Origin of the sequence: Nonomuraea sp. CA-141351 (assembly GCF_050944675.1) — a bacterium.
GTDB lineage: Bacteria > Actinomycetota > Actinomycetes > Streptosporangiales > Streptosporangiaceae > Nonomuraea.
Window position 1 is genome coordinate 9425383 of the sequence record NZ_CP191982.1, and the last position, 14642, is coordinate 9440024.

15 protein-coding genes are annotated in these 14642 nt (G+C 69.9%); 7 read left to right on the forward strand and 8 right to left on the reverse strand.

Features of this window, described 5'->3' with window-relative positions:
* Positions 1–230: 230 nt before the first annotated feature.
* From ACQPWU_RS44235 to ACQPWU_RS44245, 3 genes are all read right to left on the reverse strand, one after another.
* Positions 231–581, reverse strand: a complete 351-nt coding sequence (locus ACQPWU_RS44235) for an MmcQ/YjbR family DNA-binding protein (RefSeq protein ID WP_433431621.1) — start codon at positions 579–581, stop codon at positions 231–233.
* A 7-nt stretch (positions 582–588) separates the two neighbouring features.
* Positions 589–1893 carry a M50 family metallopeptidase gene (locus tag ACQPWU_RS44240; protein ID WP_433431622.1) on the reverse strand — a complete coding sequence of 435 codons (1305 nt, stop codon included), beginning with the start codon at positions 1891–1893 and terminating at the stop codon, positions 589–591.
* Positions 1894–2038: 145 nt separating this feature from the next.
* Positions 2039–3154 (reverse strand): PP2C family protein-serine/threonine phosphatase, encoded by a 1116-nt coding sequence (locus ACQPWU_RS44245; protein WP_433431623.1) that lies wholly within the window; start codon positions 3152–3154, stop codon positions 2039–2041.
* A gap of 118 nt (positions 3155–3272) precedes the next feature.
* Here ACQPWU_RS44245 and ACQPWU_RS44250 point away from each other — a divergent pair, with 118 nt between their 5' ends.
* Both ACQPWU_RS44250 and ACQPWU_RS44255 read left to right on the forward strand, forming a co-directional pair.
* Positions 3273–4502, forward strand: a complete 1230-nt coding sequence (locus ACQPWU_RS44250; protein WP_433431624.1) for a GNAT family N-acetyltransferase — start codon at positions 3273–3275, stop codon at positions 4500–4502.
* Positions 4503–4526: 24 nt separating this feature from the next.
* Complete coding sequence (locus tag ACQPWU_RS44255) at positions 4527–4673, forward strand: hypothetical protein (RefSeq protein WP_360704543.1); 147 nt, start codon at positions 4527–4529, stop codon at positions 4671–4673.
* On the opposite strand, the gene ACQPWU_RS44260 is transcribed toward ACQPWU_RS44255, so the two are convergent.
* The gene (locus tag ACQPWU_RS44260; protein ID WP_360704540.1) at positions 4670–5137 is read right to left on the reverse strand and encodes a ribose-5-phosphate isomerase; all 468 of its coding nucleotides are present in this window, start codon (positions 5135–5137) and stop codon (positions 4670–4672) included. The two genes, ACQPWU_RS44255 and ACQPWU_RS44260, sit on opposite strands and share 4 nt — an antisense overlap.
* Positions 5138–5227: 90 nt before the next feature.
* On the opposite strand from ACQPWU_RS44260, the gene def reads away from it, so the two are divergent.
* Both def and ACQPWU_RS44270 read left to right on the forward strand, forming a co-directional pair.
* Positions 5228–5713: a peptide deformylase gene (gene def / locus ACQPWU_RS44265; protein ID WP_433431625.1), complete on the forward strand. Its 486-nt coding sequence runs from the start codon at positions 5228–5230 to the stop codon at positions 5711–5713.
* Between the two features lie 9 nt (positions 5714–5722).
* Complete coding sequence (locus ACQPWU_RS44270) at positions 5723–6454, forward strand: SDR family oxidoreductase (protein WP_433431626.1); 732 nt, start codon at positions 5723–5725, stop codon at positions 6452–6454.
* Positions 6455–6666: 212 nt separating this feature from the next.
* On the opposite strand, the gene ACQPWU_RS44275 is transcribed toward ACQPWU_RS44270, so the two are convergent.
* On the reverse strand, positions 6667–8070 hold the full coding sequence (locus ACQPWU_RS44275) for an aldehyde dehydrogenase family protein (RefSeq protein WP_433431627.1): 1404 nt from the start codon (positions 8068–8070) through the stop codon (positions 6667–6669).
* Positions 8071–8196: 126 nt separating this feature from the next.
* Entirely contained in the window at positions 8197–8817 is a 621-nt protein-coding gene (locus tag ACQPWU_RS44280) for a mycothiol-dependent nitroreductase Rv2466c family protein (RefSeq protein WP_433431628.1), read from the reverse strand.
* A gap of 90 nt (positions 8818–8907) precedes the next feature.
* Between ACQPWU_RS44280 and pepN the strand changes: the two genes are divergently transcribed.
* The 3 genes from pepN to ACQPWU_RS44295 all read left to right on the forward strand — a co-directional run bounded on the left by pepN (position 8908) and on the right by ACQPWU_RS44295 (position 13837).
* Positions 8908–11472: an aminopeptidase N gene (pepN, locus tag ACQPWU_RS44285; protein ID WP_433431629.1), complete on the forward strand. Its 2565-nt coding sequence runs from the start codon at positions 8908–8910 to the stop codon at positions 11470–11472.
* Positions 11473–11578: 106 nt separating this feature from the next.
* Complete coding sequence (locus tag ACQPWU_RS44290) at positions 11579–12847, forward strand: protein kinase domain-containing protein (RefSeq protein ID WP_433431630.1); 1269 nt, start codon at positions 11579–11581, stop codon at positions 12845–12847.
* A 39-nt stretch (positions 12848–12886) separates the two neighbouring features.
* Positions 12887–13837 carry a hypothetical protein gene (locus tag ACQPWU_RS44295; RefSeq protein ID WP_433431631.1) on the forward strand — a complete coding sequence of 317 codons (951 nt, stop codon included), beginning with the start codon at positions 12887–12889 and terminating at the stop codon, positions 13835–13837.
* Here the strand turns inward: ACQPWU_RS44295 and ACQPWU_RS44300 are convergent, their stop codons facing one another.
* Entirely contained in the window at positions 13838–14200 is a 363-nt protein-coding gene (locus tag ACQPWU_RS44300) for a DUF5130 family protein (protein ID WP_433431632.1), read from the reverse strand.
* A gap of 7 nt (positions 14201–14207) precedes the next feature.
* Positions 14208–14498 carry a hypothetical protein gene (locus ACQPWU_RS44305; protein ID WP_433431633.1) on the reverse strand — a complete coding sequence of 97 codons (291 nt, stop codon included), beginning with the start codon at positions 14496–14498 and terminating at the stop codon, positions 14208–14210.
* Positions 14499–14642 lie beyond the last annotated feature (144 nt).

The window sequence follows — 14642 nt, forward strand, 5'->3', positions numbered from 1 at the left end:
GTGGGGGCGGTGTGGGACGCCAGGCTCCGGCGCATCAAGCAGATCGCCGAGGCGGTTCAGCGCAGCCAAGACCGGCACGGCGCACAGCGGTGAATTCCCGGAGTTCAGACGAGAACCAACGCTGGAAAGAGGGATCGACAAACAGAGTGGGAATCAAGTCGTCGGTTGCCGAGGTCTACGCGGCCTTGACCACCGCCGAGGGTGTCCGCGCCGACGTCGCCCCGGTTGCGTCAGGACATGCGGGCGGTCAGGGACTTCGGGGCGATCTGGCGGTAGGCGTCCGCGACGATCTCCGCGATCTCCGCCCAGTCCGCCTCCACGTCCAGGTAGACCCCCAGCCACCCCCGGTGCCCCACGTACGGTGGCCGGAAGAAGCGTTCCGGGTCCTCCCCCACCAACTCCTCCTGTGCCCCGTGCGGGGCCGCGCACCAGAACGCCAGGCGGTCGTCGTGATGGTGATCGGCGAACATCACGAACGTCTTCTTGCCCCTGACGAACCACGTGGGCTCCCCGTGGCTGAGCCGTTCGGTGACCTCGGGCAGCGCCAGGCAGAGGGCGCGCAGCCGCTCCAGGGCGTCCACGGGGCCGTCAGCCGGTCAGCGTGAGGGGGTTGACCAGGTCGGCGTAGACCAGCAGGCCAGCCATGATCATCATGACGAGCGCGATCGCGTACGTCAGCGGCAGCACCTTCGCGATGTCCACGTAACCAGGCTCGGGCCGTCGCATGATCTTGGCGTACGCCCGCTTAATGCCCTCCCACAGCCCGCCGGCGATGTGGCCGCCGTCGAGCGGCAGCAGCGGGATGAGGTTGAACATGCCGATCGCGAGGTTGAACCCGGCCAGCAGGTTGACGAAGATGGCGATCTTCTTCTCGTTGGACAGGTCGGAGGAGAGGATCTCGCCGCCCATGCGTCCCGCGCCGACGACGCCGACCGGGCCCTCGGGGTCGCGCTTCTCGCCCGAGAATGCCGCGTGCCAGACGCCGACCATCTTCTGCGGCAGGTTGAAGATCGAGCCCGCCACCCGGCCCGTCAGCTCGCCCATGTAGCCGAGCACCTGGCCGACGCTCTGCCGCTCCATGACCTCGGTGGGCAGGACGCCCAGGAAGCCGACGTTCTTGTCGATCTTCTTCGGGTCCTGGAGGTTGGGCCGGTCCTGGGCGATGAGCGTGACGTTGAGCGTCATCGGCTTGCCGTCACGGACGATGCCGAGCGCGACGGGGCCGGGGCCGTGGGAGCGGATCAGGCGGGTGGCGTCGTCCCAGGAGTTGATCTTCTGTCCGCCGAAGGAGACCATGCGGTCGCCGGCCTTCAGGCCCGCCTGGGCGGCCGGGGTGGGCTTGTCGGTGGACTTGCACGTGGCGCGCTGCTCGGACATCGGGATCACGCACGTGTTGGTCTCGGGCGAGACGACCGGGGCCCAGGTGGGCAGGCCGATGCCGACCAGCAGGATGGTGAAGAAGATGAACGAGAGCACGAAGTTCATCGCCGGGCCGCCGGACATGATGATGACCTTCTGCCACCACTTCTTCCGGTAGAAGACCCGGTCCTCGTCGCCCGGGCGGACCTCCTCCTGCGCGGCGTCGCGGGCCGACTCGATGAGGCCCTGGAACGGCCCCGTGGAGGTGCTCCTGAGCTTGTTCGGGTCGTCGCCGGGGCGGGGCGGCAGCATGCCGATCATGCGGATGTAGCCGCCGAGCGGGATCCACTTGATGCCGTACTCGGTCTCGCCCTTCCGCCGCGACCACGCCGTGGTGCCGAACCCGACCATGTACTGGGTCACCTTGACGCCGAAGAGCTTGGCGGGGATCAGGTGGCCGATCTCGTGCAAGGCGATGGAGAACATCAGCCCGAGCAGGAAGACGATGATCCCCACGAGATAGAGCCAGTTCATCTATGCGCGCTCCGTAACCGACGACAGGGGCGGACTGAGGGTCCGACAGCCCCAGGGTAGTCGAACGGGCCGCCCTCCAGGGCTTCGCGCCGTTTGAAGGCATTGACAGTACACAATCAAACAATCACCGCGGGTGACGACGCGCCTAGGGTCGCCAGATCAGCACCAGCGCGCAGTCGTCGTTGTGTCCCGAGGCCATGGCGTTCACCAGCGCCCTCGCGCCGTCGCGGAACCCGGAGGGCAGCAGCCGCTCCGCCTCCCCCAGCAGCCGGTCGAGCCCGGCGTCGATGTCGCGGCCCGGCTGCTCGATCAGCCCGTCGGTGAACAGCAGCAGCGCGTCGCCCTTGCGCAGGGTGCCGCTGTCGGGCTCACAGTGCAGGTCGGGCACCACGCCGAGCACCACGCCCTTGGCCGTGGCGACCTGCCAGCTTCCCGTGCCCGCGTCGAACTTCACCACCGGCGGATGCCCGGCCGAGGTGATCGTGTAGTCGCCGGTGTCCAGGTCGAGGCGTAGGTGCACCGCGGTCACGAACCCCTCGTCACCCCGCTGCCGGTGCAGGTACGTGTTGCACGCGGGCAGGAAGTCGTCGACCGAGCCCAGCAGCCCGCCGAACGTGCCCGACAGCAGCAGCGCCCTGGTGCCCGCGTCGACACCCTTGCCGGACACGTCGACCAGTGCGATCTCGACGGAGTTGCCGTCGCGCATGGAGACCAGGAAGTCGCCGCCGAACGAGGACCCGCCCGCCTGCTTGAGCACCACCTTGGCGCCCCAGTCTTTGGGCATCGGGGGCAGCTCGCCCTGCCTCTTGAGCCGGTCGCGCAGCTCCAGCAGCATCGCGTCGCCACGCAGCCCCTGAACGCCGAGCTTGCCCCTGGTGCGGGCCAACAGCAGGGCGAGCACGGTGGTGAACACGATCGTCACCGTGAGCCCCAGCCCGATGCGGTTCACGCCCAGGGTGATCGCGATGTAGCCGAGCGCGACCCCGATGACCACCAGCAGCTTGACCAGGCTGCGCAGCCGGAGCTGGAGCCCGCCGATCAGCGTCACCGGGATCAGCAGAGACGGCGAGAACCACTCGGTCGAGACCTCCGCGGCCAGGAACCCGATGACGAGCGCCAGCGTGGTCAGCGTGATGAGCAGGTTGCGGTCGCGAGCCAGCGGCCCGCGCCGGAAAAACCGCACAGCGGCCACCAGAAAGGGCACCCGCACCAGGACCGCACGGACCCGTGGCGGGATCAGCGGCGCCGGACGGGAACTCATGATGGGCCTGACTGTATCGGTCTGACCCGTGTTTGGGCAGCCCACTTGACCAACGCCTTGATCATTAAGCACGGATAATGGGTGGCTCTCCCCCTTTGCCCGCTCCTACCGTGGACGAATGACGTACCCGATCCGTCCGATTGACGAATCCGAGTGGCCGGCCTTCGCCCGGGTTCTCGACGAAGGGTTCAACTGGACGCCACACCCACAGCAAGCGGCGCGGTTCAAGGCCGAGACGGAGTTCGACCGCACCCTCGCGGCCTTCGACGGCGACCTCGTCGCGGGGGTCACCTCCATCAACAGCTTCACCATGACGGTGCCCGGCGGCCGGCTCCCCGTCGCGGGCGTCACGAGCGTCAGCGTGCTGCCCTCGCACCGCCGCCGCGGCATCCTGTCCGCGCTGATGCGCAGGCAACTCTCCGACGTCCGCGAGCGCGGCGAGAGCGTCGCCGCCCTGTACGCCTCCGAGGCGGCCATCTACGGCCGGTACGGCTACGGCCGCGCCTCGCACAACCTGTACTTCACCATCGACAAGTCCCGCTCGGCATTCGTCAAGAACGCTCCGGCGGACCCGTCGCTCCGGATCAGGGTGGCCAAGCCCGCCGACGTACGCGCTGATCTGGAGGGGTTGTTCGCCTCCGTAGTGGCCCGGCGGCCTGGACGCTACGACCGCAAGCCGCAGATCTGGGACGGCGTGCTGGCCGACGACGAGGGCGACCAGCGCGGGAACGGGTCGCTGCGCTCGATCCTCGCCGAGGACGACGGCGGCCTGCGCGGTTATGCGCTGTTCCGCGTCAAGGCGAACTGGGACGCCGACGTCGTCCCCGCCGGGGAGCTGAAGTTGCAGGAACTGGAGGCGGCCGACCCGGCGGCCTACGCCCTGCTCTGGCGTAGCATCCTGGACCGCGACCTGGTCTCCAAGATCCAGACGAGCGGCAGGCCGGTGGACGATCCCCTGATCGCGCTGCTCGCCGACCAGCGCCAGCTCCGCGCGAGCTGGACCGACGAGCTGTGGGTACGCGTCGTGGAGGTCGACAAGGCGCTGGCCTCGCGCGCCTACTCGGCGGCCGTGGACGTGGTGATCGAGGTAGAGGACGACGTGTGCCCGTGGAACGCCGGGCGCTGGCGGCTCACCGCCGACCCGACGGGCGCCGAGTGCAAGCCGGTCGAGGACGAGCCGGACGTCACGCTGCCGGTGGCCGCGCTCGGCTCGGCGTACCTGGGCGACGGGCTGCTCATGGAGTCGCTGGAGGCGGGCGTGCTGCGCGAGCACTCCCCCGGCTCGGTGCGCGCCCTGGCCACCGCGATGTCGTGGAGTCCGAAACCGTGGGCGGGCCTGACGTTCTGATGTCGCTGACGTAGAGTCGGACACATGGCGCTGCAAAGCCTGCAGATCACCGCGACCATCGCCATGCGTGCTCGCGACGTGTCCAACCCGTCGAAGGAGCAGCAGGAGGCCGCCGACCGGCGGCCCCTGCGCGACGAGATCCCCAAGCGCGACGCCAAGCGCAAGGGTTAGGGCAGCGAGGGCAGCTGGCCGATCGTCTCGTACGTGGTCAGCTGCGCGATGCGCCTGCTGTGCCGCTCGCTGCCGGAGAAGGCCGTGGCCAGGAAGGCCTCGACGAAGCCGGTGGCCTCCTCGGTGGAGTGCATGCGCGCGCCCACGCTGACCACGTTGGCGTTGTTGTGCTCGCGGGCCAGCCGGGCCGTCTCCTCGCTCCAGGCCAGGGCCGCGCGAATGCCGCGCACCTTGTTGGCGGCGATCTGCTCGCCGTTGCCCGAGCCTCCGATGACCACCCCCAGGCTGGCGGGGTCGCCGGCGACGCCTTCGGCCGCGCGCAGCACGAACGCCGGATAGTCGTCCTCGGGGTCGTAGACGAAGGGACCGCAGTCGGTCACCTCGTGACCGTGGTCCTTGAGCCAGGACACGAGGTGGTTCTTGAGCTCATAGCCGGCATGGTCGGCACCGATGTAGACACGCACCCGACCAGTCTTCCACAGCCCCGCCGATGGGACTCGCTGACTAGAGTAAGGACCCCTAGCGTCGTCCACTCCTTACGAAAGTTGAGACCCATGCGTGAGATCCGCGTCATCGGCGATCCGGTCCTGCGCACGCCCGCGGACCCCGTGACGGACTTCGACCGCGAGCTGCGCCGGCTGATCGACGAGATGTTCCAGGCGATGTACGCGGTCAACGGCGTGGGCCTGGCCGGCCCGCAGATCGGCGTGTCGCGGCGGCTGTTCGTGTACGACATCGCCGGGCGCAAGGGCCACGTGATCAATCCCGTGCTGACCGTCGACGACGACGAAGAGGTGGTGGACGAGGAGGGCTGCCTGTCCGTGCCCGATCGCCAGACGCGCCGGCCGATCTACGCGCCGGTCGGACGCGCCGCGGGCGTGACCGTCGAGGGCATCGACAGGCTCCAGCGTCCGGTACGGATCAAGGCCCGCGGGTCGCTGGCACGCTGCTTCCAGCATGAGACCGAGCATCTGGACGGCAAGCTGTACGTCGATCGCCTACCGCGAAACGAAGCCCGCAAGATCATGCTCAGAGCATAGGTTGGGCGAATGAGCATACTTTCCGGCAAAGGCGCATTGGTCACAGGAGGATCCAGGGGCATCGGGAAGGCCATCGTGGAGCGGCTGACCGCCGACGGCGCGGAGGTGGTCTTCTGCTACGAGCGCTCGGAGGAGGCCGCCGAGCAGGTCGCCAAGGAGACGGGCGCGCACGCCGTACGGGCGGATCTGGGCAGCAAGGAGGATCTGGCGCGGCTGTTCGGTGAGGCCGAGTCGCGGCTGCCCGGACTCGACATCCTGGTCAACAACGCCGCCGCCATGGTCGGGCAGAAGCCCATGGTGGAGATCACGGACGAGGAGTACGAGCGGGTGTTCGCGGTCAACACCCGATCGGTCTACCTGGCCATGCAGTGGGCCGCGCGGGTGATGCGCGACGGCGGGCGCATCGTCAACATCTCCACGCTCAACACCGAGGTGCCCGCTCCCGCTCTGACGCTCTACTGCGGCAGCAAGGGGGCCGTCGAGCAGTTCGCCAAGGTGGCGGCGCGGGAGCTGGGCGTGCGCGGGATCACCGTCAACGTGGTCTCGTCCGGCGCCACCGACACCGACCTGCTGCGGGGCACCAATCCGCCGGAGGCGCTGCAGCGGACCGCGGCGATGACGGCGCTGCAACGGATCGGGCAGCCCGACGACATCGCCTCCGTGGTCGCCTTCCTGGTCGGCCCCGACTCGCGCTGGATCACCGGCCAGAATCTGATCGCCAGCGGTGGGCTGCTCGTCTGACCGACGCTTCTCCTCGGGCGCGCCCTCCCCGTCCCGGCGCGCCCTTCCACGCCGCTGACGCAACCTGGCCACGTCCGGCGACGTCTCGGGGGCCGTAGTGCGAGTGGCGGCCCGCCTTCCACCGCACGGCCGAGCCCTGTGGGGGCGAACGGACGGCGGCGCGGCGGACAGCGGTGGTAAGCGGCAGGGCGGCCGTGGTGGGGAGGCGGTGGTTACAGCTGCATGGCCTTGGTTTCGAGGTACTCTTCCAGCCCCTGCTCGCCCAGCTCCCGCCCCACGCCCGACTGTTTGTACCCGCCGAACGGCGCCAGCGGGTTGAACCGGCCGCCGTTGATGGCCACCTGGCCGGTGCGCAGCCGCCGCGCGACCGCGACCGCGTGCTCCTCGGTGCCCGACCAGACCGCCCCGGCCAGGCCGTACTTCGTGCCGTTGGCGATCTGGACGGCGACGTCCTCGGTCGTGTACGGGATCAGCGACAGCACGGGCCCGAAGATCTCCTCCTGCTCGATCGCCATCCCGGGCTCCACCCCCGCGAACACCGTCGGCTCGACGTAGTAGCCCCGGTCGTGCGGCCGGTCGGTGCCGCCCGCCACCAGCCTGGCGCCCTCCTCCTGGCCCCGGTTGATGTAGCGGACCACGCGGTCGCGCTGGATCGCGGACACCAGCGGGCCGATCCTGGTCGACTCGTCGAACGGGTCGCCGACGGTGTAACCGCGCGCCGCCTCGACGGCGAGCCGGACGGCGGCGTCGTACTGGTCGCGATGGACGATCATGCGGGTCCACGCCGAGCAGGTCTGGCCGGCGTTGACGAAGCAGTTGGCCACGCCGACCTTGACGGCCAGCGCCAGATCGGCGTCGGGGAGGATGATGTTCGCCGACTTGCCCCCGAGCTCGAGCGCGACCCGCTTGACGGACTCCGCGGCCAGCGAGGCCACCCTGCGCCCCGCCGTGGTCGAACCGGTGAAGGAGACCATGTCCACCTCGGGGTGGGCGGCCATGGCCTCGCCGACGACCGGGCCACGCCCGCTGACCAGGTTGAACACGCCCGGAGGCAGGCCCACCTCGGAGAAGATCTCCGCCAGCGCGTACGCCGCCAGCGGCGCCACCTCGCTGGGCTTGAGCACCACGGTGCAGCCCGCGGCCAGCGCCGGGCCCACTTTGCACACGATCTGGTGCAACGGGTAGTTCCACGGCGTGATCGCCGCCACCACCCCGATCGGCTCCTTGACCACCATCGAGTTGCCGACACGCGACTCGAGAGGATGGCTCTCGGCCATCTGCGCATAGAACGACAGAACGGTGGCCGGCATGAGCGTCTGCACCTTGAGCGCGAACCCCAGCGGCGCCCCCATGTCGGACGCGATGGTCTTCGCGACCTCCTCAGAGCGCTGCTTCAGCAGCTCGGCGGCGTCGCCGAGGAGCTTGCCGCGCTCCGAGGCGGCCATGTCGGCCCAGCCGGGGAAGGCTCTTCGGGCCGCCGCCACGGCCGCCTCGACATCGTCGGGAGATCCCGCGGGCACGCGGTCGATGATCTCTTCCGTGGCCGGGTTGACAACGTCGATGGACTCGTCCGACGCAGAAGCGGTCCAGGAGCCGCCGATGTACAGCTGACGCATAGCCACCATCCTGTCAGCACCTCAGGACGGTGTGAGGGCCCATCCCGATCAAGGGATAAGTCTTCTACACCGCAAGCAGCGTTCTTCCGTCAGCGTACGATGATTGACCGCGCGAAAAACCAGCTGTTAGTCGAATTGTGGCCGTTTGGTCCTGCTGCGCTTCAACTCGAAGAAGTCATCGAAGGAAGTGACGGTCAGCACGCCGTCCCAGAGCCTGCCCGCGTCCTCCCCTCGGATGATCTTGGTGATCACGGGCCCGAAGAAGGCGTTGGCGCCGACACGGATGACCGGGGTGCCGACCTCCTGGCCGACGAGGTCGATGCCCTCGTTGTGCGAGGCGCGGATGGTGTCGTCCCACTCCTCCGAGTCGGCCGCGTCGGCGAGCTCCTTCTCGAGCCCCGCGGCCTCGAGGGCGCGCTCCCTGATCTCGCGCAGGCGCTCCGGCTCCTTGCCCAGGCCCTGGTTGTGCAGGAGGGTGCCGAGCTCGGTGTAGAGCCGGCCGACGACCTCTTCGCCGTGCTTGGCCGCGGCCGCGGCCACCACGCGAACGGTGCCCATGGCACGCTTGGTCGATTCGCGGTACTCATCCGGGACATCCTTGTCCTCGTTGAGGACGGCGAGGGACATGATGCGCCAGCGCGGCTGGATGGGGCGTACTTTCTCGACTTCGAGAAGCCACCGTGACGTCACCCATGCGAAGGGACAGGCAGGATCGAACCACAGGTCCACGGGAATCTTTTCAGTCACGTGTGGCCATAACCTGAGGTGGTCCGAGCCATATTCCCATCGTGGCTTGATACCGGCAAACTTCGATGAAGTGGTGAAAAGGAGCGCAACTTGGCAGGCAACCTGACCCGGGACGAGGCTCGTGAGCGCGCCCGGCTGTTGAAGGTCGAGTCGTACGAGGTCGCACTCGACCTGACGGAGGGAGACGAGCGCTTCGAGAGCGTCACAACGGTCCGCTTCACCAGCAGCCGCCCGGGCGCTTCCACCTTCATCGATCTGCACGGCGCCGACGTTCGCAAGGTCACGCTCAACGGCGAGGACCTCGACGTGTCCGCGTACGACGCCGAGAAGGGGCGCTTCCCCCTCCCCTCGCTGGCCGAGACCAACGAGCTCCGCGTGGACGCCGACTGCAGTTACATGCGCACGGGCGAGGGTCTGCACCGCTTCGTCGACCCCGTGGACAAGCAGGTCTATCTGCACAGCCAGTTCGAGACGGCCGACGCGCACCGCATGTACGCCTGTTTCGACCAGCCCGACCTGAAGGCCACGTTCCAGCTCACGGTGCTGGCCCCGGCCGGCTGGGAGGTCGTCTCCAACGCCGCCGCCTCCGATGTCGCGGAGCTGCCGGAGCAGAGCGGCAAGCACGGGACGGTGCCGGCGGCCAGGCGGTGGGAGTTCCCGCCCACGCCGGCCATCTCGACTTACATCACCGCGCTGGTAGCCGGGCCTTACCACAAGGTGACCTCGGAGCACGACGGCATCCCGCTGGGGATCTACTGCCGGGCCTCGCTGGCCGAGCACCTCGACCCCGAGAACATCCTCGAGGTCACCAGGCAGGGCTTCGACTTCTTCCACCGGGTGTTCGGGGTGCGCTACCCGTTCGGGAAGTACGACCAGTGCTTCGTACCCGAGTTCAACGCCGGCGCCATGGAGAACGCGGGCTGCGTGACCTTCCTGGAGGACTACGTCTTCCGCTCCCGGGTCACCGACGCGGTGGTCGAGCGGCGCGCTGAGACGATCCTGCACGAGATGGCGCACATGTGGTTCGGCGACCTCGTCACCATGCGCTGGTGGGACGATCTGTGGCTGAACGAGTCGTTCGCCACCTACATGTCCGTCCTCTGCCAGTCCGAGGCGACGAGGTGGGGCAAGGGCGTGTGGACCACGTTCGCGAACGTGGAGAAGTCCTGGGCCTACCGCCAGGACCAGCTCCCCTCGACCCACCCCATCTCCGCGGACATCCCGGACATGCAGGCCGTCGAGGTCAACTTCGACGGCATCACGTACGCCAAGGGCGCCTCGGTGCTCAAGCAGCTCGTCGCGTACGTCGGCCTGGACAACTTCCTGGCCGGGGTCCGCGACTACTTCGCCGAGCACGCCTGGGGCAACACCGAGCTGAAGGACCTGCTCAACGCCCTCGAGCGCACTTCCGGCCGCGACCTGTCGTCCTGGTCGAAGGAGTGGCTGGAGACGTCCTGGGTGAACACGCTGCGGCCCTCGTTCGAGGTTTCCGGCGGCCGGTTCACCAGCTTCGAGGTGGTGCAGGAGGCGCCGGCCGAGCACCCGACGCTGCGCTCGCACCGGGTCGCGGTCGGCCTGTACTCGCTGGTGGACGGCGTGCTGACGCGTACCAAGCGGGTCGAGCTGGACGTGGTCGGCGCCCGTACGAGCGTGACCCAGCTCGTCGGCGAGGAGCAGCCCGACCTGGTGCTGCTCAACGACGACGACCTGACCTACGCGAAGATCCGTCTCGACGAGCGGTCGATGCGGACGCTGGTCGACGGCGGCATCAGGGCGTTCACCGAGTCGCTGCCGCGGGCCCTGTGCTGGTCGGCGGCCTGGGACATGACCCGCGACGGCGAGATGTCCACCCGCGACTACGTCAAGCTGGTCATCTCCGGCGCCGGCACGCTCAAGGACATCACGGTCCTGCAGGCGGTGCTGCGGCAGGCACGCATGGCCGTGCAGCAGTACGCCGACCCGGCCTGGCGGCCCGAGGGCCTGGCGATGCTGGCCGCCGAGCTGCGCTCGCTGCTCGGCACGGCCGCTCCCGGCTCCGACCACCAGCTCGCGTTCGTGCAGGCGTTCGGGCCGGTGGCCACCTCCGACGCGGACCTCGACCTGCTGCAGCGCATCCTGGACGGCTCCGAGGTCCCCGAGGGGCTGAGCGTGGACGCCGACCTGCGCTGGTCGCTCACGCACGCGCTGGTCGCCGGCGGGCGGCTGGGCGAGGCCGACATCGACGCCGAGCTGGAGCGCGACCCTACGGCGACGGGTGAGCGGTCGGCGGCGCTGTGCCGGGCCGCGATCCCGACGGCCGAGGCCAAGGCCGCCGCCTGGGAGCGCGTCGTGGGCGGCAAGCTGGCCAACCACATCGCTCGTACGACGATCTCGGGGTTCCAGGACCCGAACCACCCCGAGCTGCTGGAGCCGTACCGGGAGAAGTACTTCGCCGAGGTGGGGCGGATCTACCGGGAGTGGACGTTCGACCAGGCGTCGACGTTCGCGGTGGGGTGCTTCCCCGCGCTGCTGATCGAGCCGGAGACCGTGAAGGCGGCGGAGAACTACCTGGAGGTCGAGCAGCCGCCGCAGGCCCTGCGGCGGCTCATCCTGGAGGGCGCCGACGGCGTCAGCCGGGCGCTGCGTAACCGGGAGAAGGACGCCGAGTCCGCCTGACGCGCCGCTTTCGAGGGCCCCCGCCACCGGCGGGGGCTCTTTGCGCTCGATGGAGTGTTCACTGACTTGACCGTGGCACCTGAGGTGCGATGTTAGCCTCGGTTACGTGCTAGGCGCGGGGACCACCCTCAATGATCGCTACGTGCTCGCCGGCCGCCTGGGCGGCGGTGGCATGGGCGAGGTGTGGCATGCCGACGACACGGTCCTCGGGCGCGCGGTGGCGGTCAAGGTGCTCATGCCCGCACTGAGCGAGAGCCCGACGTTCACCCAGCGGTTCCAGAACGAAGCCCGTGCCATGGCCACCCTCCGGCATCCGGGCGTGGTCGACGTCTACGACTACGGCATCTGCGAGGTCGAGGGCCGCCAGGTCAGCTTCCTGGTCATGGAATACATCCAGGGCGAGTCGCTCGACCGCGTCCTGCGGCGTGGCCCGCTCGGCCCCGCGGCCACCATGCGGCTGGTCGCGGAGGTCGGCGACGCGCTGGCCGCGGCGCACGCCCAGGGCATCGTCCACCGCGACGTCAAGCCGGCCAACCTCATGGTCAGGCCCGACGGCAGCGTGGTGCTCACCGACTTCGGCATCGCCCACTCGGTCTCGGCCGGGCACCTGACGGCCACGGGCACGATGCTCTGCTCGGCCGGCTACTGCGCTCCGGAGATGGCCACGGCCAGCGACGTGACGCCCGCGGTCGACGTCTACGCCCTCGGGGTGGTGGCCTACGAGTGCCTGACGGGGCAGCTCCCCTTCCAGGGCGACACACCCGTACAGATCATCTTCAAGCACCTCAACTCCCCTGTCCCGCGCCTGCCCGACGACGTGCCGGCCGGGCCGCGTCAGGTGGTGTCGCGGGCGCTGGAGAAGACGCCCGACCGGCGCTGGCCGACGGCCACGGTGATGACGGAGGCCGCGCGCAAGGCGCTGGCCGCTCCGAACTCGCGCCCCACGCCGCGCCGCAACCGCACCGCGAGGGCGGTGCTCACCATGGCCGCCGCCGTGGTCGTGTCGGCGGCCGTCGCGGGCTCGGTCTGGCTGCGGCCCGCCCAGCCGACGACCACTGAGGAGGTGCCGCCGACCGTGGACGCCACCGTGGCCATCGTCTCCTCGCCGCCGCCGTCGAGCGTCGCGCGGCCTTCCACACCTCCGCCAAGGCGCGCCCCCACCCCCAAGCCGGCCCACAGCACGCCCGTGCCGAGCCCCAGCGCCACGGTCAGCACCACCCCGCCGACCAGGACGCCCACCCCCACGCCGACCACCTCGGAGCCCGAGCCGACCGAGGAGCCGACCACGGCCGGCCCCGAGGAGCCTCCGTCCTCCGACCCCACGGTCAGCGCCCCGCCGGGGGAGATCCAGTGCATCCGTTCCCCGTGCCCGTGACCATCCTCGACCGCTCGCCGGTCATGAGAGAGTCATCGCGTGGACTCGACTCGTGACCTGCTCATCGCCCTTGCCCGCCGCTACGCCTTCGCCGATCTCGGCGCGCTCGCGCCGGCCGCGGAGATCGCCGAGGTGTGCGAGTTCGGCCACAGGTTGCTCTCACTCGACGCCGAGGACTTCGCGGCCGAGGCCAAGGGCGTCCCGGCCGACCTGCGGCGGCGCGCGCGGGCGTGCCACATGCCGCAGACGCCGCGCGAGCAGCCCCGCGGGGCGCTCGACTCCCTGCGGCCCGCGTACGGCCTGCTGCTCGAAGTGATCGCCGTGCGGTGGCACCGGCGTGAGCTGAGCCCGATGATCGCCGCGGTCCACATCGCCAGCGAATACCTGCCGCTGCTGGCCTTCGAGCCCCATCTGGGCCACGCCGGCGACCCCGCCCGCTGGCCCGAGGGGCTGAGCGCGCCGGGGAGCCGCTTCGGGGTGATCGGCGACCGGGAGTGCGACCACACCAAGTCTGAGCAGTCCGCCACCAACCGGACGCTGCGGGTGTCGACGGAGCCGGGTGAGGGCTGGCGCGCGTACTTCGACCGGCAGCACAGCCAGGTGGCCGGCGCGCTCGCCGTCTGCGTCGCCACCTGCCGCAACCCGTGCACGGCCATGGACTGGATCGCGCCCGAGCCGCGCGCCGACCTCCAGCTCCGCGCCCGCACGGCGCTCGCCTTCGCCGACACCCCGCTCGTCCGGTTGCGGCACGCGGCTCCCGTCGGGCACGGGTTCGGGGTGCCATCGCCGGAGGAGGTGCTGGACGCCTGGGAACGCAGCCGCGGCGTGCTCGACAAGAACGCCGTCGGGGCCTCGGCGCTCGAGGACGACGGGTTCCCGCTGCCCGGGCTGCCCGCGCTGTTCTCCGCCATCGCCAGCGCGCCGATCGAGCCGGCGACGCTGCTGGGCGGGGTCAGCGAGCACATCGTGAGGCTGCTCGAACGGCTCTGATCAGCGGCGAGCGGTGGCCTGTTCGCCGAGGGCGGCGATGCCGTAGAGCAGGCCTCCCACTAGGTCGCCCACGCTGAAAGCCGTGGCCATCGACATCGCCGTCAACCGGCAGGCCCCGTCGGACAGCCGCCTCCTGGCGCGCTCCCCCGTCACGATCTCCAGGGCACGGCCGCGCAGGTCCACGAAGATCACGACCGCGTCGCCGGCCTCCTCTCCAAGGGAGGCGTGCAGGCGCTCGGCGAAGTGGCGGCGCGAACCCACCGGCTCCCCGAGGAACACTCCGAACCGGAGCCCGCTGCGCCGTTCGGCGGCGTGCAGGGCCCGTCTGACGTCGTCGGCCTGGGCGACGGTCAATCCTCGCATCGTCACCTCACCATCCGGCGGAGGCCCCGCCGACATGCCTGCTGGGCTCGGCCGTCTCGGCGGCGGCCACCCAGTCGTGCTCGGGAACGTCCGCCCAGTGCGCCACCCGGTCGGCGAGCACCAGCTCCGAGGTGCTCACGCCGCGCTCGCTCCTGGAGGGGCCGCCCAGCCACACCGGGCCGGACTCGATCCGGCGCTGGACCCCGCGCCCAGGCAGCATGACCAGCAGGCTGATCACCACGAACAGCCCCAACGACACCCCGATGAGGAAGAGCAGAATCTCGCCCGCGCTGTGCACACCAAAAACGTAATCCCGATGCGCGCCCTCGGCCAGACCCCGTTCTGGGAGTGTCCACAAGGTAAGATCAAATGTGAGACGACATCTCTAGAGAAGAACGTAGAACATACCCGCATAACGCGCGTGGAACACGATGAGCTGGGC

Excerpts from the sequence above, each read along its gene's own strand:
- ACQPWU_RS44240 (WP_433431622.1), bottom strand. The coding sequence starts at position 1,893 with ATGAACTGGCTCTATCTCGTGGGGATCATCGTCTTCCTGCTCGGGCTG.
- ACQPWU_RS44245 (WP_433431623.1), bottom strand. The coding sequence starts at position 3,154 with ATGAGTTCCCGTCCGGCGCCGCTGATCCCGCCACGGGTCCGTGCGGTC.
- ACQPWU_RS44250 (WP_433431624.1), top strand. The coding sequence starts at position 3,273 with ATGACGTACCCGATCCGTCCGATTGACGAATCCGAGTGGCCGGCCTTC.
- ACQPWU_RS44255 (WP_360704543.1), top strand. The coding sequence starts at position 4,527 with ATGGCGCTGCAAAGCCTGCAGATCACCGCGACCATCGCCATGCGTGCT.
- def (WP_433431625.1), top strand. The coding sequence starts at position 5,228 with ATGCGTGAGATCCGCGTCATCGGCGATCCGGTCCTGCGCACGCCCGCG.
- ACQPWU_RS44270 (WP_433431626.1), top strand. The coding sequence starts at position 5,723 with ATGAGCATACTTTCCGGCAAAGGCGCATTGGTCACAGGAGGATCCAGG.
- ACQPWU_RS44275 (WP_433431627.1), bottom strand. The coding sequence starts at position 8,070 with ATGCGTCAGCTGTACATCGGCGGCTCCTGGACCGCTTCTGCGTCGGAC.
- ACQPWU_RS44300 (WP_433431632.1), bottom strand. The coding sequence starts at position 14,200 with ATGCGAGGATTGACCGTCGCCCAGGCCGACGACGTCAGACGGGCCCTG.